The sequence below is a fragment of the Aquimarina megaterium XH134 genome (genome assembly GCF_000520975.1).
GTDB classification, from domain to species: Bacteria; Bacteroidota; Bacteroidia; order Flavobacteriales; family Flavobacteriaceae; genus Aquimarina; species Aquimarina megaterium.
Window position 1 is genome coordinate 59,794 of record NZ_JACB01000049.1, and the last position, 21,192, is coordinate 80,985.

Below are 21,192 nucleotides of genomic sequence, written 5' to 3' on the forward strand. Positions count from 1 at the left end.
TAAGTGCATATATTCAAATTTACTGCATTACGGTATAATTTTCCGAATCCTTTAGCGTAAATATTGGTTTTTTTTCATCAAATGGATCAGTAAATAGATCGGCAGCACTTTTAAAATGATTTGTATACATATTATATTTCAACAATTGATCAGTATTTATGGTAGCACTATATTGTGTCAGAATTGATTTACTGTGTACATTAAAAATACTGTTTTCTAAGGAGAAATACTTTTGAAGATCAGAATATGATTTGTAGGTTTTATCAAATTTTACAACATTAGCAAAACCAGATATACGCATGTTGGTAAGATTGAGTTTAGCTAAATTCTTAGACGAAATTGCAGCAGTAGTATGTTGGTAATTGTTTTGATCGGATAGGTTTACCAAAGTTGCATTTTTGATACGTATGTTTGATAATGCTTCTAGATCGATAAATCCTTCTTTTTTATCATACCCATCTGCTTCAATAACATAAGAACCACTAATATCACTAATGTATGGATGTCTAATTGCAAGAATATTGTTTAATTCTCCATTATATCCTAATGTAAAATCATAATCATCATCTTTTGCTTTGTAAGAGATTAGATTAGACATGTTTACCTTACCTCCAAAACATTCGAAAGAATCATCTGCCGAATAACTGATCATAACATTGTTTATGATCGAATTACTTCCTAGTGCATAAAGAGACAATCCATTTAACTCTTTGGATTGATTAATTTTTTTTCCTGCATATTCAATTCGAACATACGACATCATGGTTGTTAATTCATTTTCTTGTGTTCCTCCGTACGAAGAATATTGAGGTAGAAAATTTCCTTCTATAGTTTTAGATACGGCTGGTGAATTTATTGTGCCAGATCCGGCAATTATGATACCGCCCCAATCTCCAGCTTTTCTGGATTTTTGGGCCTTATTTGATGTAAATACAATTGGAAACCCTTTTGTGCCTCTTGCAATTAATTTAGAACCTTTGGTTATTACCAAGCTTGCAGCATTTTCGACGTCACATCTAATTGTGGTTCCTTCTTGTATTGTTAGAGTGGCATTATTAATTACATAAACATTTCCAGACATTAGATATGTCACATCATTTTTTAAATAAGAGTTACTATCAATAATATTAGGAAGTACTTCTTCGGGCTCTGGATACTCTCTTTGATTAGGGGCAAAATTTGTCCATCCTCTAATCCAGCTCATTTGATTGTCATTAATTTCTGTTTGCGAGAATGATAAAAAGGAAAGGGAATAAAAAAGAATTATGTAAATATTCTTCAATTTCATAGCTAGGGGGATTTAGTTTTGTGGTAAAATTATAACTATATGTATACTTATATTGTAGGTATAAGATTACTAAATTGTTAACGTATCTTTAACCGGTGTATTGCTCCCGTAGCTATGTTTTTATCAGTGAAACTCTATTTTGAGAAGTTGCGTAGCAATGTATTCAAAATAAATAATTGAACTAGTCCTGGTTTTTCAGCAGGACCTTAGGTTTAATACCCTGTTTAAGGTAATAATTTCATCTTTGAGAATATCCGGATCTTGTTTTTCTGGTACATCTAATTCATATTGATGCTCATATACGGTATTGTTTCTAATATCGCCTATATCAACGGACAATTTTGCTATTTCTCGGAATGTAAACTTGGTAATAACACAGGGGACACTTGTTGTGAAACCGTTACAAGGTTGTCCTGTTTTTTTGATTATTCAAGGAATCAGGACAATATAGTGTCAATAGTATTATAGTTTTACAAAAATACTAGAAAAGGGGTGTGCGACAATTTTCCTTTTTAAAGGAAAATTTACAATGTTGCGCATACAATTGTTTATCTATCCCACCTCAATCCTCCCAAATGGAGGAGAATAAGCTTTCCTTCGGATCTGGGAGATAGATAAATAAGGTAGGTTTTTTGTTCACTCTAGTATCTGTGCTTGCTTTATAATAGAAAACTATTTAAAAATCAACGAATTGTATTAATGAATTGAATCCTATTGAATAATCCGAGGTATAAATAATTTTTTAAAACAAACTTAATTTCACACAATCATGAACACAAAAAAAATCAGGTCATTTAAAACTCTCGTACTGGGCACAGTTTTACTTTTCGCTTCTTGCCAAAAAGAGAGCGTAGAAGAAAATGTAACTGATGACGTAACAACATCTAACGGAAAATTGATTGAAAAATATTTTGATGGAGATTTAGTTACTGTCAAAGACATGGGTAACGGAGAATACCTTTACCATGATGACATCATTCTTTCTGAAGAACATGTATCGGACACTCCTCAAATTGCTAATCAAAAATTAACATTACTAGATCCTGTTAGAAAATGGCCAAACAACACTGTTGTTTTTGCCCTAAGTAGTAACTTAAGTCTTAAGTTACGTGTTAATATACTATTGGCGATGAAAAGATGGAGTAGAAAAACGAATATAAAGTTTAAAAAAAGAACCAATGAGTTCAGTTATGTAACTATTATGCAATCTGAGGATGTATGTTCAACCTGTGGTTTGGCATCTATTGGGTTCAATTTTGGTGGAGGAGTTATTAAATTAGGTCATAATGTCGATGCCAACCTTGTTACTCATGAACTAGGTCATACGCTTGGTTTTCTTCATGAACAAGCAAGACCAGAAAGAGACAACTATATTATTATAAAATGGGAAAACATTCGAAGTGGTCAAGAAGATCAATTCAAGATTAAGAATTCAAGAAGATTAACTAGGGCATTTGACATCAATAGTATAATGATGTATCATCAATATGCTTTTTCTAAAAATGGTAAACCAACAATTACGTTACTTAATGGTGAAGGCTATACCGGAGCTCAGGAAACGATATCTCCATTAGACATTATAGGTACTAATGCAGCATATCCTAAGAGATAATTCTAAATCTTGATGGAAAATCCCTATACACATATAAATCTGTGATGTAAAAATCAATTGGATCATTGTCCAATAAAATATTATTTTTGAGTATAAGAGGGTGCTTGAGAAATCAGGTACACTCTTTTCTATTACATTTATTAATTCTTTGTTTTTGTAGAATCTTTTTTCTTTTTCTTACCTAAAAACCCTCCTAAGATATTTTTTGCAGTATTTTTTAAAGTTTCTTCTGTATTGTTAGAATTTGTTTTAGAAGAATCAGTTGGTTTTTTAGAATTTCCTAATAGATCTGTTAATACTTTCTCGCCTTTACCGATAAGCTCTCCTTTTACTTTTTCTTTCTGTTTGTCTACTATTTGTTGTGTGAGTTGCTTTATCGCCAGATCTGTATTTAAGCTAACCTTTGGGTTTTTAAAATTACCAGAAAGCCCAATTGGTAGTCCAACAGTCATAGTATTTGCTTCCTTTTGATCAAGTTGAGAGATCAGGTTTCCAACCTCACTACCTAGATATTTAGCAGGTACATCTAGTTTGATATTATAATTCATATTTTGCTCAAAACTATGACTTCCACCAGCAGTAACCTTTATCCCCTGAACATCAAACTCAAAAGGTTTTACATTAATTTTTCCATCATCAAAACTTAGGTTAGTTTTAATGTCTTTTAAGTTTAATTGATCAATTTCTACAAAATTAAGTTGGTTATCTAATGTAGATAAAAACGGAGTTTTAGTTGTTGATACTTGGGCATTAAGAATCTCTGCAAGTGCCTTACCTTTTAATGAGGTTAAAACAGGAATAAGGTTTTCGTTAAGATTACCATTCAGGTTAATTTTGGTCGTCAGGTTACCTGTAAGTGCTTTTGCAATAGGAGCTAAACCTTTTATTAATTCTAAATTATTAAAAGACTTTACGATATCGATTTTACTTAAATCCAGAGCCATGTCAAAGGTAGGAACTTTAGCCTTAGTAGATACGTTACCATTTAGAGCCATCCCTCCGTCAAAAATATTAGAAGTTACGTTTTCTAAATAAGCAGTTTCATCTTTTATTTTTACCGTTCCTTTTGTATTTTGTAATTCTAGATTATCATAGAAAACTTTTTTGGTATCAAAGTTTAGTGTAGCATCCAGAAAAGAAGGGATTCTCATAGTTTCATCTTCTGTTGTACTTGCGACCTCTTCTTCGGTTTCTTGCTCACTTACCATAAAATCATCTACGGCAAACACATTAGAATTTACATTAAAATCTCCTTTTAGATCTTGTTTTGCAAATAAGAACCCCATTAGATTTTGTATGGTACCTGTGGCAGCAAGATCTGATCTTCCTGTAGTGGCCTGCATTTTGTCTAATGAAATGGTTTCTGGTGTAAAACTTACATCAGCATTTTCAACTTTTATTTCATTTGGTGTATCAGTAGATGCATATGTAAATTGAGAAATACTGGCAGTACCAGAGCTTTTTATATTTTGATATTGTTCTTTTTCTAAAGATTGCATATCAAAATGAGTTTTGACATCTGCATTAACAATCCCATTTATTTTTTCTTCCAGTTGTAAAGGATATGCCTGATTCAGGTTAGCCAGGTTTAATGTACCTTTTAGCATCATATCTACAATCATATTCTTCGTTAGATTTCGAAGACTACCTTTGGCAGCAAAAGAATCCTGATCTATTTTGAAAGTTAAATTGTCAATATTGATATAAGTATCATCTACCAATCCGGTTTCATTCTTAATCTTAGTGTCGATATTTATATTTTTAACGCCTTTTGGTAAATCGGGGTATTTAAAAGAAGCATTACTTGATGCAATCTTGATATCCATTTTTGGGATATAGGTATCATCAGATTTTCCTTTAATGATTCCGTTAATAGAAAAGTCTCCACTAGTTTGCACTCCATCCAGGTTTTTGACATAAGTTTCGGGAATAACGGCAAGGAAATTCTTAAAATCAGACGAAGGGGTTTTAAAACTGAGATCTACATCGGTATATTTTTCGAATAACTGAACATACCCTGCGAATTCGAGAGGTAGTCGATTAATTTGAGCTTTATTTTCTTTGAAAGAATAACGCTGATTCTCAAGATCTAATTCTATTTGGGCATCAAGTTGTAATTTATTTTTGTTTAGATATTTAGTGCCATCGAGATTTAATGAAGCTTCAGTATTCGTTTTAGTATCTAAGATTATTTTTTCTCCAGAGATCGATCCGTCACCGCTATGATTAAGATCGGTCATTGCCAATAGGGTTTTACTTATATCATCTCTAAATAGAATTTTACTATCATTTATTTCATAATGATCCAAAGCAAAGGTGAAAGCACCACTTTCTTCTTCTGGATTAGTTTCTGTAGCATCTTCTTGTTTTCTAACAATATCAACATTAGAATTTCCTAATGAATCAGTCTTGATTGCAATATTGGCTTCATCGATTACTATTTTTTGAACACTAATAGGTTCTGAAGCGTTTTTAAATAATTCTTTGATAGACATGTCCAAAGCTATTTTTTTAGAATAAGCCAAGGTGTCTCCTTCAAAAGGAGCAAAGTTAATAATAGAAAACTCATCAATAACCACAGATGCCTGTGGGAAACTTCTGATAAGGCTAATATCCAAATTTGCAAAGTCTACTTTTGCATGCACATGCTCATTCACCAGGTAGCGCACTTTGTCCTGGATAGTTCCCTTAAACAAAAAAGGAATCGAGATAATACCTATGATAAATAGTAGTAAAAAAATACCAAGAATTTTGAGGACTTTTTTCATGATAAAATAGCTTTGAGATAAAGAAACGATTTACAAAGATACAATGTTACTTTTTTTAAGTTAACTATTTGTTAGATTTTAAATTTCTAGAGCCAATTCACCACCTTGTTTTAGTTTAAATCGCTTTCTTATAACATGCACACATAGGTATAAAATAGGAGTGTCTAGTGCAGCGACCAATATTTTAAACAAAAAACCATTAAGTAATAATACTCCAAAACGATCCCAATCTATAATACCTGCAGAACATAATAACAAAAGAACAGTTAGGGTGTCTATAAATTGAGAAGAAAAAGTAGAAAAATTATTTCGCAACCAAAGATGTTTTCCTTTTGTAACACGTTTCCAGAAATGAAAAATCTGAATATCAATATATTGTGCAAAAAGATAAGCCATCATTGATGCAAATACGGCGATTACTGTAGCGCCAAAAACCTGATTGAATATATCATCATCTATAGGAGACCAGGTTGTAGCTGGCACCGAAGCTGAAGCATATACAATGAGTAACGAAAAAAAAGATGCAAAAATACCGGCCGTAACAATTTGATTCGCTTTTCTCTTGCCAAATATTTCACTAATAATATCGGTGATCAAAAAAGTAATAGGATATGGTAGGATTCCTACAGAAATTTCAAAAGTATATACTCCGAAAAAATCCCAATAAAAGAATTTTTGAAAAATAAGATTAGATACTACTAATGATGAAATGAAAAGTGCGCCAAGTATCAGGTATATTCGATAGGCAACACGTTTGTTTTTTAAATTCAGAGGAGTTTCTGTCAAAATAAAATAATAGTTTACTTAAAAATAAGGCGAAGTGATTTTGTTTTGTTTAATTTGTTCTAAAAATAAGGAGTTCTGGTCAGAATATAAAAAATCCAATCTTGAAAACATCCCGTCTGTTACATATTTCATTAGGAAGTAATATAGGAAATCGTATGGATTTTCTACAGAATGCTATTAAAAAAATATATGAATCGATAGGAGATTTGGTTTCGATTTCTGGAGTGTATCAGACTCCGGCCTGGGGATTTAATAGTGATGATTTTTATAATGCTTGTATTGCAGTACGTACCTTTCTTTCTGAAAACGAAGTGTTAACAATGCTATTAGAAATTGAAAATTCTCTGGGTAGAAATAGAACAGATGGTAAAGGATATGAGGCAAGAACGATTGATTTGGATATTATTTTTTCTTCTGAAGGAAGTATAGAAACCAAAAACTTGATCGTTCCTCATCCTGCAATGCAGGATCGAAAATTTGTATTAGAACCACTAGCAGAGATTGCAGGAGGTATGGTACATCCAAAATTGAAGCAAACCGTAAAGCGATTGTTAGATAGTACTTCAGATGCTTCAAAAGTGACTTTGCTTGATGAGAAAATAGTTAATCCAAAAGAAAAGTATGCTTTGTCCCGATTTCAATTCCTAACTGTCGAAGGAAATATTGGGGCTGGTAAGACAAGTTTGGCACAACTGATAGCTCAGGAGTTTAATGCAAAACTTATTCTGGAACGTTTCGCAGATAATCCGTTTTTACCAAAGTTTTATGAGGATATGGAGCGTTATGCTTTTCCTCTCGAGATGTCTTTTTTGGCAGATCGTTATCAGCGTTTGCAGGATGATATTGCTCAGTTTGATCTGTTTAAAGATTTTGTGGTGAGTGATTATGATGTATTTAAATCATTGATTTTTGCTAAGGTTACTTTACAATCAGAAGAATTTATGCTGTACAAAAAAGTATTTGACTTGATGTATAGAAATTTGACTAAACCCGGACTATATGTGTATTTATATCAAGATACAGAACGTCTTTTAGAAAATATCAAAAAAAGAGGAAGGGACTATGAGCAAAAAATCCCTGCAGATTATCTGAATAAGATCAATAAAGGGTATTTGCAATTTATAAAATCACAACCAGAATTTAGTATAAGGATAATAGATGTGTCTAAACGGGATTTTATAGCAAATCGATCTGATTATATTTCGATTATCGAAGAGATCTCAAAATAATATTATCCTGCTTGATTTAGCTCTTTTGCTACTTTTTGCACTTCATCAAGAACACGTAGCAGATTTCCACTCCATAACTTTTCGATTTGTTCTTCGGTATACCCTCGTTTTACCAGTTCTAGAGTCACATTAAATGTTTCAGAAGCATCACTCCAACCTTCAATTCCACCACCACCATCAAAATCAGAGCTAATCCCTACATGATCAATGCCAATTTTATTAACCATATAATCAATATGATTTACAAAATCTACAACATCTACAGCAGGAGGAAGATCATCTATTTTCTTTACTTTTTCTCTTCGAATCGTTAGCATTTTCATGTAAAAATCATAGTACTTTTCTTTTTCTTCTGTACCGAGCTTAGTTATTTCTTTTCGATCTATCCAGGTTACTCCCATAGAATCAGCAATCTGCTTGGCTATTTCGACTTCTTTCTCATTTCGTTTTTCAAACTTCTCTGTATTTAAGTATGAGGTAAAAGCTACGGTTTGAACCACACCACCATTTTCTTTTAACCATTGCAATTGTTCATCGTCCAGATTTCTACTATGATCACATAATGCTCTTGCAGAAGAGTGAGAAGCAATGATCGGAGCTTTGGTAAGTTTGATCATTTGTCGCATAGATTCTTTAGAAGGGTGGGAAACATCTATCATAATCCCTGTTTTATTCATTTCTGTAATAACTTCTTTCCCTAGATCGCTTAAGCCATTATGCAACCAAATGCCATCTGCTTCACCAGTATTAGAATCACAAAGCTGGCTATGCCCATTATGAGAAAGTGACATATATCTGGCACCAAGGTCATGAAACTTCTTTACATTACTAATATCGGTTCCTACGGGATATCCATTTTCGATACCAATCATAGCTACTTTTTTTCCTTTTTTATGAATACGACGAACATCATTAGATGTTAAGGCTAGTTCAATTTGATCTGGTGCAATTTCTTCTGCTAGTTTATGAATAGCCTTAAATTTTGACATTGCAATTTCGTACGCTTTTTCATAGCCTTTAGTTGTTAGAGAGTCTTGTCCCGTATAAACAATAAACCAGGCAACATCTAATCCACCCTTTTTCATTTTTGGTAAAGTGATTTGTGAACTAAGATCCTGAGTGTAATTTATAGAATCTGTAAAGTTTTTTACATTAATATCACAGTGAGTATCTAGAGTAATGACTTTATTATGAATTTCTTTTGCTTTGGCGATAAGTTGATCCTCTGTAATGGTTGATTGATCTTCTGTAGAAGTATCTTTTTTCATATTCTCTTGTTTGCATGAAATAAGTAAGAGTACAATAGCAGCAAAAATTGAAAAGTTTTTCATAATTAGATGTGATTATGTGTTTTATAACGTTATAAACTTACAAAACAAATTCCAGATGATATTTTTAATAATAGAAACTGCCCGAAAATTTTTTCGGGCAGTTAGGGTACATTCAAAAAAAACTAAACAAATCTTATCTTTTGATAAATTTTTGAGTTACTTGTCCTTCTTTATTATTAATGATTATAAAATAAACACCGTTACTTAGATTACTAACATCGTAAGCCGTAGTTTCGTTATTAGAATCTACTATGTCAATTGTTTTTCCTAAAAAATCTGTAATGGTGATTTGTGTTTTTCCTCCATTTTTCGAGAATCCAGGATGTTGGATAGATAAAGAACCAGATGCAATAGGGTTGGGATAGATACTTATCTTTGGATTCGCTGTACGGATTTCATTATCAGTGAGATCACTATCTGCAGAACCAGAAGTAATTTTTAAATTATCGATAGCCATATCACTTCTGTAACTAGATCCTGTAGTTCCTTTAAGTTGTAATTTTATTGTAGATCCGCTATAAGCAGATAAGTTTACGGTTTGAGAACTCCAACTATTTCCCTGGTTTCCATTTTTGCTCCAGGCAGTGGTCCAGTTTACACCATCATTGGTAGATACACGTATTTCTAAAGTACCCATATTTGATCCATACATGTGATAATCAAAGCTAAGTTCTGCATTTGATTCACTGGTTAAATCTACACAAGGACTTGTTAATAAAGCTACTTTATTAGGAAATCCATTTCCGCTACCAGAAGCTTCGGTAAAGATGTAATTACTACCATTAGTTGCAGAAGAAGGCCCTGTGCTAGATGATGGCGTGCTATTGCTATCAACTGTCCAGTTTATATTATCACTAGTTTCTTGTGTCCATTCACCAATCCCGGATTCAAAACTTTCGTTATAAGGAAAACTGGTAATCCCGTTACAAGAAGAAGGATTGGTTACAGTTTCCTTGATTTTGATATTATCAATTGCTATATCACTTCTCCAACTCGTTCCTGTTGTTCCTTTAAACTGCAATCTAATTACAGAACCAGAATATCCAGAAAGATCAACAGTTGCTTGATTCCAGGTGTCTCCTTTGGCTCCATTTTGTGACCATATAGAAGTATAAGATGTTCCATCATTAGTACTTACCAAAACTTCTATAGTTCCTATATCTCTACCTAGCATGTGATATCCAAATTCTAGAGACATATTACCAGCCTGAGGTAAATCTATACATGGGCTGTTTAATATTGCTGTTTTATTAGGACTCCCGGCTGGGGTTACATTTGTAGATGCTTCTGTGTAAAGGTAGAAAGAGCCGTTTTGTGCTGTAGAAGGTCCTGTTCCCGACGAGGGAGTTCCGTTAGAGTCTCTTGTCCATTCGATATCATCTCCTGTGGCATTAGTCCAATCTCCTAATCCAGATTCAAAACTTTCACTATACGGAAAATTACTGATAGTGGAGCATACGGGTGGATTTGTTGGACTGGTTAAATAAGCTCTGTCTGATTCTAATGATGCTACAATAGCATTTTGTTGTTGACTAGAGAATCCCCCTGTACGACAACTTTTACGAGTGTAAGACATTACATTGTTTACATCGGGTTGATATTGGTCTCCATTGGCATCTGTTGCTGTTCCGGTATAATTACAGCTAGAATTAACAAGGCTACTAAGTCTTGGATCTGCTGGGGTATCGCAGAAAAAATCTCCTGCAGAAGAGCAGTTTGTTCGTTGTACAAGTTCTCTTCCATTAGACGTAGAGTGCGTATGCAGGATAGAAAAATAATGCCCTAATTCGTGAGAAGAAGTAGAGCCATTTTGTGAGCAAGAAGCATCTAATATTGCTCGGTTTCCGGTTCCCGGAAATTTAGCAAATCCACAGATGGTAGAACTGCCCGAAGTTACTTCAGAAAAGTAAAAAATATTGATAGCCTCGGCAACTTCATATTGTACTAGTTGACTGTCATTGCTTTTATTAAAAGAATTATTCCAACTGGTCTTGTCAATGTATTTGGTAGGTGCATATTCGTGAAATGAAATATTCATCGGAGCATACGTTGCATTTAGTTCATCCATTACATTTTGAATCTGTGCGCTGGATACTGCAGGAGAACCTCCGCTCGAGTTACGCGAGACATGATGTTGTATTGGTAATGATACAGGTGTTGCCAGAGCCTTACTGCCGTTATCGGTAATAGATTTAAGGCGTTTGAGCATAAAAGTATCGTAGTTTTTAGGCGGTTCTGCACCACAATCTTTTTCCTGAGCAAATCCGAATTGTGTTGTTGTTAGCATTGCGAGCGCGAGAAAAACAACTGCTTGTTTTCTTAATTTCATAAGTTTGAGTTTGTTAATGTTTTTTAATAGTTCTTATTAATAAAGACGTAAAAAAGATAAATAACCCTTATAAAATTATTTTTTGTGTTAAAATAGTATAGATCAGGACTGGGATTCTATATCAGAAAAGAGAAGGATAAGTATAGTAGAAACCTCCTATAGCTTATTAAAAATATCCCAGATCACAACTCCTGCACTAACCGAAATATTAAGAGAATGCTTACTACCATACTGAGGAATCTCGATAACAGTATCACTTTCTGAGACAACTTGCTGCTGGACACCTTTAACTTCATTACCAAAAATGATTGCGTATTTTTGATTATGCTCTGGAATAAAGTCGTTTAGCATCGTTGCATTTTCTGCCTGCTCGATAGATAAAATGTTTACATGCTGTGATTTAAGATCCTGTATAAGCGCTAAAGTGTCTTTTTGATATTCCCAATCTACAGTATCAGTAGCTCCTAATGCAGTTTTTTGAATATCTTTATGAGGAGGGGTAGCTGTTATACCGCAGAGGTATATTTTTTCTATCAAAAATGCATCTGCAGTTCTAAATACAGATCCAATATTGTTTAAACTTCTAATATTATCCAGGATGATAATTAAAGGAGTCTTTTCTGATGCCTTAAATTCTTGTACAGTTTTGCGATCGAGTTCGCTATTTTTGAGTTTTCTGCTTCCTTCCATTATCGCAAAAATAATATTTATCACATATTCTACGATTGATACTCGATAAAACTTTGAGAATTCTTTGTGTTTTTTGAAACAGGTTGTAGTATGGATTGATTATAACTTATAACAAATATGTAGTTACTTATTTAATGCATTATATGCTTCTTTTTGTGTTGAAGTAAAATTGTGAATAAAATTGAATAACTCCTAACAGCTATATTTCAAAAAAAATAGAAGAATAGCTACTTTAGCATGATTCATAAAATTATACTTCATTGGCAGCAAAAAACGGAAAAAAAGTAACTCCATTAATGAAACAATACAATGCTATTAAGGCTAAGTACCCTGATGCATTGTTGTTATTTAGAGTAGGGGATTTTTATGAAACTTTCGGAACAGATGCAATTAAAGCTGCAGCTATTTTGAATATTGTTTTAACCAAAAGAGGTAATGGAAGTGAGCAGGAAACAGCATTAGCTGGATTTCCGCATCATTCTTTAAATACGTATTTGCCAAAATTGGTTAAAGCAGGTGAGCGAGTTGCTATCTGTGATCAGTTAGAAGACCCTAAACAGACCAAAACTATTGTTAAGCGAGGGGTGACAGAGCTTGTAACTCCAGGAGTTGCCCTTAATGACGAGGTGTTACAAAGCAAAACCAATAACTTTTTATGTGCGTTGCACTATGGAAAAAAAGAATTGGGAGTAGCATTTCTGGATGTTTCTACAGGAGAATTTCTTACCGCTCAAGGCGATGTAGCGCATATGGATAAGTTAATGCAAAACTTTAATCCTAGCGAAGTTCTGATCAGTAAGCCAAAAAAGAAAGATTTTGAACAAGATTTTGGACATGACTTTCATACATTTTTTATAGAAGATTGGGTATTTAAACCTGATTATGCAGATGAGACTGTAAACAAACATTTTGGTACAAAGACATTAAAAGGGTTTGGGATAGATCACTTGCAAGAAGGTATCATAGCGGCAGGTGTAATTCTTCATTACCTTGGTGAGACCCAACATCATAAATTAAAACATATTACAGGGATCCACCGTATTGCAGAAGATCAGTATATCTGGATGGATCGCTTTACAATACGTAATCTTGAGTTGTATCACGCCAATGCAGCAAATGCAGTCACTTTACTTGATGTTATAGATAAAACGATCTCACCAATGGGAGGTCGTACATTAAAACGTTGGTTGGCATTACCACTTAAGAATATTACTGCGATCCAAAAACGTCATGAGGTAGTGCAGTTTTTTTTGAGTAATACAACATTACATCAAAAAATTCAGCATCAGATTAAGCAGATAGGAGATATTGAACGATTGATTTCTAAAGTAGCTACCGGAAAAGTAAATCCTCGTGAGGTTATTCAGCTTAAAAACTCTTTGGAAGCAATTGTGCCTATAAAATCACAAGCATCAAATAGTGATAACGAAGCGCTAAAAGTAATAGGAGAAACTCTTAGTGACTGTGAACTATTACGCAATAAAATCAAAGAGACTTTAAATGAAGAAGCTCCTGTAAATGTGTTGAAAGGAAATACAATTGCTAATGGATATTTAGAAGAATTAGATGAGTTAAGGTCTATTGCTTTTTCAGGTAAAGATTATTTGGATAAAATGCTGGAGCGCGAAACTGAAACTACTGGCATTACTTCTTTAAAAATAGCTTCGAATAATGTATTTGGGTATTATATCGAGGTTCGAAATACGCATAAAGATAAAGTTCCTGATACCTGGATTCGTAAACAAACCTTGGTAAATGCAGAGCGTTATATCACAGAAGAACTTAAGGAATACGAGGCCAAAATTCTTGGAGCCGAAGAAAAAATTCTAGCGTTAGAACAACAATTATTTGGCGATCTTGTACTCTGGATGAGTGAATATATCAAACCTGTACAGCTAAATGCTACTTTAATAGGGCAATTAGATTGTTTATGCTCTTTTGCTCAGCTTGCTACAGAAAATCAATATGTACGCCCTTTAATCGATGAATCATATGATTTGGAAATTAAAAATGGTAGACACCCTGTGATCGAAAAACAATTGCCACCTGGTGAGCAATACATTGCTAATGACGTTCTGTTGGACCGAGATAATCAACAGATCATTATGATCACTGGCCCCAATATGAGTGGTAAATCTGCAATATTAAGACAGACTGCACTAATTGTGTTATTGGCGCAGATGGGATGCTTTGTCCCTGCAGAAGAAGCAAAAATAGGAGTGATTGATAAAATATTTACCAGAGTAGGAGCGAGTGATAATATCTCTATGGGAGAATCTACATTTATGGTAGAGATGAATGAGACTGCGAGTATCTTAAATAATATATCTGATCGTAGTTTGGTATTATTAGATGAGATTGGCCGAGGAACCAGTACCTATGATGGGATATCTATTGCCTGGGCAATTAGTGAATTTTTACATGAGTATCCTGCAAGGCCTAAGACCTTATTTGCTACACATTATCACGAGTTAAATGAGATGTGTGAGACCTTTGGCCGCATTAAAAATTATAATGTATCGGTAAAAGAGTTAAAAGACACTGTTCTTTTCTTACGTAAATTAGTTCCTGGTGGTAGTGAGCATAGCTTCGGAATTCATGTAGCTAAAATGGCAGGAATGCCTCAACAAGTGTTGCATAGAGCAAATAAGATGCTTAAGAAGCTTGAAAAATCGCATAGTAGCGAAGAGCTTACCGATAAGATTAAAGGGATGCAGGAAGAAGATAAAGTGCAATTGAGTTTCTTTAATTTGGATGACCCCTTATTAGAAGAAATTAAAGAAGAAATTCTGGATATCGATATTGATACGCTTACTCCCGTAGAAGCATTAATGAAACTTAATGAGATTAAACGTATGTTAACCAGGAAGAAAGCGTCACAGGTGTAAAAAAAATTATTCTTTTTTGTAAAAAGACTTTGGTATTACTAGAATTGTTTTAAATTTGCATCCGCAATAACAAGTTGCGAAGTTCTTAACATACTGCGAAAGTAGCTCAGGGGTAGAGCATCACCTTGCCAAGGTGAGGGTCGCGGGTTCAAATCCCGTCTTTCGCTCTGAGATAAAATATATACCAAGCTGAAGTGGTGGAATTGGTAGACACGTTGGACTTAAAATCCAATGGCCTGTAAGGCCGTGCGGGTTCAAGTCCCGCCTTCAGTACTTAAGATAACCCTTTGATTTTTCAAAGGGTTTCTTTGTTTTTAGACATTTCTTGTTTTTTTCTTCTTTTAGATTTAAAATAGCTAAATCAATTTATAGGAATATATAAACTGCAACATATTTCAAAGGAGATTGATCTTATTTTTAATGTAATCACATCTCTTTTTCTAAGCATTATATTCTTTAAGTTGTTTTTTGTGTTTATGAAAGATTATAGAAATGCAGGATTAAATATAATCGCTGTTTCTGGGTAATATGGAGTGTGAAAAAACGATACTTTTATGAATAATTTTGACAAAAATATTTTTGTTAATAAAATGTTATTTGTTTGTTAAATTATATTAGAATGAGAATGTTTAAGCGCACTCAAATTACTGCATATCAGTATTTTGTAAATATTGGCTATTTGCGTTTTTTTTAAATACGGTTTTACCATAAACATCCTGTTGATTAAGATTTGTACATTTGAAATGGCATTTAGAAAAAGACTTACTCTTATAAGCTAAGTGACAAACTACCCCATTGCTTTTTATTATAAAAAGGTTGATTAAATGAAATGATTTTCTACTTAATTGATCTATTTTCAAAATTATTTTTCAATAATCTTGATTCATAAAAATTCTTACTAAAAAGGAGTTGTGAGTCATGTGGCGAAGCTATATCCTTAATTAAATAAATCTATATACTCTTAAAACCAAGAATATGTGTATTAGTAAACCTAACCAATGGTGTATGTTTTATATAAAAGCACGCCATAAAAGAAAAATAGAAAGCCTGTTGAAGGAAAATCAAATAATGTATTTTTAGACAGGTAGTGTTTCTTAATCTTGTGCTTAGAAGCTATTCCTCTCCCTCCTTAATATCTATTATTTTCTCTTAATTTCTCATTGAGAGGTTAATTCCCTATGGCTTAGCTCGAAAGCATGATGTGTTTTCGGAAGTATACTTCGCAAGTTTGTCTCAAGATTATTGATTGACGCCAAATCACAACTTTTTTAATAGTAAAAGAGAAGTTTCAAATAAAAAATATGATCAAATTTTAAGAACGCATACATCCTGTTATGCGCTTTAGACAGGTCATTTCCAGATTTTAAATAACTAAAAAATAAAATATGTTCGAAGAGTTTCACTTATCACAAGAAGCCAAAATAGTATCATCAGAACTCCCTGGTAAACGATCAAAAGTGCTGTTGGATATCCAACAAGAGCATGAAGGAAGTATTGTTTCTTATCCAAGAAAAATGCCAATCGCCATTAAAAGAGCAAAAGGAAGCATCATTGAAGATGTAGATGGAAATCTTTTTATCGATTTTTTTAGTGGATGTGGAGTACTTAATGTGGGGCATTGTAATGATTTTGTTTTAGAATATGTAAAAAATCAGCAATCAGAACTGATTCATGCACTTGATTTTCCTACAGAGAATAAAATGTTGTTAATTCAAAAAATACTGGATCATTTACCCAAAGATATAAGACGTGATTATAAGGTGAGTTTTGGTGGGCCTACAGGCTCAGATGCAGTAGAAGCTGCAATCAAATTGGCTAAAATAAAAACTGGAAGAGATGGCATCATAGCCTTTACCGGGGGGTATCACGGAATGACTTCTGGGGCTTTAGCTGTGACTTCGGATACATATTTTAGAAATAATATAACCTCTTTGATGCCGAATGTACACTTTGCTCCCTTTAGTTATCCATACAGAAGTGTATCAGATAAAGATAATGAGATAGATTACTTTAAAAATATATTAACGAATTCGCATTCAGGAATATCTAAACCAGCGGCAATTCTTGTAGAACCTATTCAAGGTGAAGGAGGAAATATAGTACCCGAAGATGGTTATCTGGAAGAACTGGTTAGGATTGCCAGGGACAATGATGTATTGGTCATATTTGATGAAATTCAAAGTGGCTTTTTTAGAACAGGAAGCTTTTTAGAATTTATGAACACAAAGGCGGTACCTGATATAGTTACTTTTTCTAAAGGATTCGGAGGAATAGGTTTTCCTATTTCAGGATTAATCTATAGAAAAGAAATAGAAGCCTGGGGGCCAGCTGCACATATAGGAACTTTTAGAGCCAATCAGGTGAGTATTGCTGCATCCCGGGGGGCGTTGGAGTTTATAGAAAAATATAACGTACAAGAGTATACCAAAAAGATAGGAGAATATTTTATTAAAAAGCTGTACAAGTTACAAGAAGACTTCGATTTTATTGGAGATGTAAGAGGAAGAGGAATGATGATCGGAGTAGAAATAGTTAAAGATGTTTTAACCAAAGAACCATTTCCAGAGTTTGTAACAATATTCCGAGATGAATGCTTTAAAAGAGGACTTCTGTTTGAAGTTGGCGGGCACTACAATAACGTAATACGATTCGTTCCTCCATTGATTACTACCACCAAAATTGTAGATGCTGCAATAGAAATTTTGGAAGAAGCAATTACAATCTGTACTAATAAAAACATGGAACACTCTATAGGATAATCAAACATTGAATCTCTCAAAAAACCAAAAATCAAAAACTAATGCTATCTAAAAGCCAGTCGGTCGAAAAAGGAAATGTAAATAATCAAACGATAATAGACCTATTCAAAACACATGTAAAAACAAAAGAAAACAAAGTCGTTTATAGATTTCTTGAAAATGGCGAGGAAGAAACAGATATAAGAACTTTTGGGCAATTGCATAGCAATGCTATGATAATAGCTTCTAGAATCCTTACACTGGTTTCACCTGGAGAGAGAGTACTCCTTCTTTATCCATCTGGATTAAATTTTACAGATGCTTTTTTTGGTTGTTTAATGGCCGGAGTTATTGCAGTTCCGGCATTTCCTCCTACCGGGAAAAGGCGAATAGGGAGATTAGAAAATATAGCCACAGATTGCGACATAAAATTAATTCTTACCGAAGAAAAAGTACATGCTAAATGTAAAAGTTGGTTTGAGCATGAGATTTTTTCTGAGGTTTTATGGTGTGTAACCGATGAACCACAAGTAACTCATAGATCTGTAGAATTACCTTCTGTAGATTCTGAAGATGTTGCTTTTTTACAATATACTTCGGGTTCTACAGGGAATCCTAAAGGGGTTATGGTTTCTCATAAAAATATTATACATAATACCGAATTGATTCGTCAATGTCTTAACCTTAAAAAAGATTTTATTGGGGTAAGTTGGTTACCGATTTATCATGATATGGGGTTGATCGGAAATATTTTAGAGGCCGTAGCAATGGGAATAGAAATGATTATTCTTCCTCCACAGGCATTTATACAAAAACCAATTAGGTGGTTTCAGATTATCTCGAAATACAAAGCAAATTATAGCGGAGGTCCCAATTTTGCTTTTGATTTATGTGTTCATCAAATTAAAGATGATGATCTAAATAACATAGATTTAAGCTCTTTATCTATAATGTATAATGGGGCTGAACCTATACGTGCTCAAACTATTAAAGATTTTTTAATCACTTTTGAAAAAATAGGAATTACCAAAGAAGCTATTTGTCCTTGCTATGGTATGGCAGAAACAACTCTTGCCGTAACCTTCAGTAAATTGAATAAAGAAACTTCCTTTTTAGAACTTGATATAAATGAATTCGAAAAAGGTAAAATCTCTTCAGGTTCCCAACAGAAATCAAGCTCGCATGAGGTAAAAGCATTAGTTGGAAATGGTCCAATGTTACAGGATATGCGAATTGTTATTGTAAATCCAAATACCAAAAGAAAATGCTTAGAAGAAGAAATAGGAGAAATATGGGTTAAAGGACCTAGTGTAGCTAAGGGATATTGGGGGAAACCAGACCTTTCTGAGGAGATGTTTCAGGCCGAAATACTAGATGAAAAAGGAGAACCTCTAGAAGGAAGTAGTCAATATCTTAGAACAGGGGATATGGGATTTATCAATAATAGTGAACTCTACGTTTCTGGAAGATTAAAAGAAATGATGATCATCAATGGAGTGAATCATTACCCCCAGGATATCGAAAAAACAGTGCAGGAATCTCATACCGATCTACAAGTTAATGCGGGCGCTGCTTTTTCAATCACAATAGAAGGTGAAAACAAATTGGTTGTCGCACAAGAAATAAAAAGAACAAGCCTAAGAAGTTATGATGTTGATTCAATTAGAAAAACCATTGCAAAGTCTATTTTAGAAACTCACGATCTTTCAGTATTTGCTATATTATTATTAACTCCCGGCGGTGTTTCAAAAACTACTAGCGGAAAAATCCAACGATTGATTATAAAAAAAGCATATGAGTCTGATACTTTGGAAAAAGTAAAAGAAACATGGATTGCTTCAGGAATCAAAGGAGATATTAAAGAAGCTAAAAGCGATAGTACTGTTTCAGAAAACTTAGAAGCTAAAAAATCTTTAGATCCGAAGATAATTAATAGGATTATGATGATTTTGGGCGAAGAAACTGAATTTCCTTTGTATCAAATTCAACCCAACACTTCTTTCTTTGAATTAGGAATATCCTCGATACAATCAATTCGAATAGCTGGAAAAATATCTGAGTATTTTCAGATAGATACACCTTCTTCATTGCTACTAGAATACCCTTCGATTGAAGAGTGTGCAGGCTTTTTATCGTCTGAGTTAGAAAATGCAAAAAATAAGAACCAGGCCAAAGATACCATCGCAAAAATTAAAGATAAGTTAATTAGAATCCCATTGACCTATGCACAAGAAAGTTTATGGTTGATAGACCAAACATATGGTAGTATTGATTATCATCTGCATCGGGCAATTAATTTATCTGATCTTCCAGATATTTCTTGTATAGAAGAAGCTTTACGAATCTTAATTGTTAGGCATGAGGCATTTCGATCTGTAGTTAATATAGATGAAAACGGAACTTTATATCAAGAGGTTTTAGAGGATTTTTCATTTAGAGTTACCCATAAAATATTAGAGAAACATCAAAATTTAGAACAAGAGATTGAAGCAAATATCAATATTCCTTTTGATTTATCTTCAGACCTTAAGATTCGTGTTACACTATTCCAAACCGAAAAGAAAGAATATGTATTAGTATTTGTATTGCATCATATAGCTGCAGACGGATTATCTGAACCTATATTTTTCTCAGAATTCATCTCTTGTTATCAAACACTTCTGAAGGGCCAGCATCCCAATTTGGAAAAGTTACCTGTACGCTATGTGGATTATGCAGTTTGGCAACGAAACACAAATCAAGAGAAAGCATTAGAAGAGAAACTTAACTATTGGACAAAACATTTACAGAATGTTACTCAGGTTAATATTCCGTATGATTTTTCTGTAGTAGGGCAACCCAATAGAAAAGGGGCCAAAGTATCATTTGTTATAGATCATGAATTGAAAAATGATTTACTTCAATTCTCTAAATCGGAAGGCGTAACATTATATATGACCATGCTTGCTGCTTTCAAAGTTTTGCTTTATAAGTATAGCGGTCAGCCTGATATTTGTATAGGAACACCTATTGCAAATCGTACACAAGCTGAAGTTTTTAATTTGGTTGGAATATTTGTCAATACGTTGGCATTACGAAGTGATTTAGGAGGTAACCCAGATTTTAGAGAGTTTTTACTAGAAATAAAAAATACTACCTTAAGTGCTTATTCACATCAATCTGTTCCTTTCGAAAAGATTGTAGAACGATTATCTCCTAATAGAGAATTAGGCAAAAATCCATTATTTCAGATTATGTTTGATTTTCAGGATCATTTTGATCTTGATGGGTTTCAATTGGGAGAAATAACTCTTTCTGAGCATCTGATAAAACATACCATATCTCAATTTGATTTCACACTAGAAGTACGGGATATTCCCGAAGCACTTAATTTATCAATAGAATATTCAACCTCTTTATTCAAGGAATCTACGGTAATACGTATGTTATCTCATTATGAGGAATTGTTAAAGAGTATTGTAAATAATAGTACTTCTTCTATAGATTCTTTATCGATGCTGCCAAAGCAGGAAGAGGAATTAATTTTGGGTCGA

General features: G+C 33.4%; 11 protein-coding genes and 2 tRNA genes. 7 read left to right on the forward strand and 6 right to left on the reverse strand.

The window, feature by feature from the left end:
• Positions 1 to 19 precede the first annotated feature (19 nt).
• A complete protein-coding gene (locus Z053_RS29175) occupies positions 20 to 1,288 on the reverse strand; it encodes a hypothetical protein (protein ID WP_025667228.1) in 1,269 nt (422 codons plus the stop codon).
• Between the two features lie 769 nt (positions 1,289 to 2,057).
• On the opposite strand from Z053_RS29175, the gene Z053_RS0122545 reads away from it, so the two are divergent.
• A complete protein-coding gene (locus Z053_RS0122545; protein WP_025667229.1) occupies positions 2,058 to 2,900 on the forward strand; it encodes a M12 family metallopeptidase in 843 nt (280 codons plus the stop codon).
• 140 nt (positions 2,901 to 3,040) lie between these two features.
• Here Z053_RS0122545 and Z053_RS0122550 read toward each other — a convergent pair whose 3' ends face one another.
• The gene (locus tag Z053_RS0122550; RefSeq protein ID WP_025667230.1) at positions 3,041 to 5,668 is read right to left on the reverse strand and encodes an AsmA family protein; all 2,628 of its coding nucleotides are present in this window, start codon (positions 5,666 to 5,668) and stop codon (positions 3,041 to 3,043) included.
• Between the two features lie 78 nt (positions 5,669 to 5,746).
• Positions 5,747 to 6,454 carry a queuosine precursor transporter gene (locus Z053_RS0122555; protein ID WP_370540761.1) on the reverse strand — a complete coding sequence of 236 codons (708 nt, stop codon included), beginning with the start codon at positions 6,452 to 6,454 and terminating at the stop codon, positions 5,747 to 5,749.
• A 101-nt stretch (positions 6,455 to 6,555) separates the two neighbouring features.
• On the opposite strand from Z053_RS0122555, the gene folK reads away from it, so the two are divergent.
• A complete protein-coding gene (folK, locus tag Z053_RS0122560; RefSeq protein WP_025667232.1) occupies positions 6,556 to 7,683 on the forward strand; it encodes a 2-amino-4-hydroxy-6-hydroxymethyldihydropteridine diphosphokinase in 1,128 nt (375 codons plus the stop codon).
• 2 nt (positions 7,684 to 7,685) lie between these two features.
• Here the strand turns inward: folK and Z053_RS0122565 are convergent, their stop codons facing one another.
• From Z053_RS0122565 to Z053_RS0122575, 3 genes are all read right to left on the reverse strand, one after another.
• Positions 7,686 to 9,014 (reverse strand): dipeptidase, encoded by a 1,329-nt coding sequence (locus Z053_RS0122565; protein ID WP_025667233.1) that lies wholly within the window; start codon positions 9,012 to 9,014, stop codon positions 7,686 to 7,688.
• 133 nt (positions 9,015 to 9,147) lie between these two features.
• Positions 9,148 to 11,343, reverse strand: a complete 2,196-nt coding sequence (locus Z053_RS0122570) for a T9SS-dependent choice-of-anchor J family protein (RefSeq protein WP_025667234.1) — start codon at positions 11,341 to 11,343, stop codon at positions 9,148 to 9,150.
• Positions 11,344 to 11,499: 156 nt separating this feature from the next.
• Complete coding sequence (locus Z053_RS0122575; protein ID WP_025667235.1) at positions 11,500 to 12,033, reverse strand: RNA methyltransferase; 534 nt, start codon at positions 12,031 to 12,033, stop codon at positions 11,500 to 11,502.
• A gap of 296 nt (positions 12,034 to 12,329) precedes the next feature.
• Between Z053_RS0122575 and mutS the strand changes: the two genes are divergently transcribed.
• The 5 genes from mutS to Z053_RS0122600 all read left to right on the forward strand — a co-directional run.
• Positions 12,330 to 14,921, forward strand: coding sequence for a DNA mismatch repair protein MutS (gene mutS, locus Z053_RS0122580; protein ID WP_035096593.1), 2,592 nt, complete (start codon positions 12,330 to 12,332; stop codon positions 14,919 to 14,921).
• Between the two features lie 95 nt (positions 14,922 to 15,016).
• Positions 15,017 to 15,088: transfer RNA gene (locus Z053_RS0122585), tRNA-Gly, on the forward strand.
• Between the two features lie 21 nt (positions 15,089 to 15,109).
• Positions 15,110 to 15,194, forward strand: a tRNA-Leu gene (locus Z053_RS0122590).
• 1,112 nt (positions 15,195 to 16,306) lie between these two features.
• Positions 16,307 to 17,680: an aspartate aminotransferase family protein gene (locus tag Z053_RS0122595; RefSeq protein WP_025667238.1), complete on the forward strand. Its 1,374-nt coding sequence runs from the start codon at positions 16,307 to 16,309 to the stop codon at positions 17,678 to 17,680.
• Positions 17,681 to 17,721: 41 nt separating this feature from the next.
• Positions 17,722 to 21,192, forward strand: a 3,471-nt coding sequence (locus Z053_RS0122600) for a condensation domain-containing protein (protein ID WP_025667239.1), incomplete at its 3' end; no start/stop codon positions are given.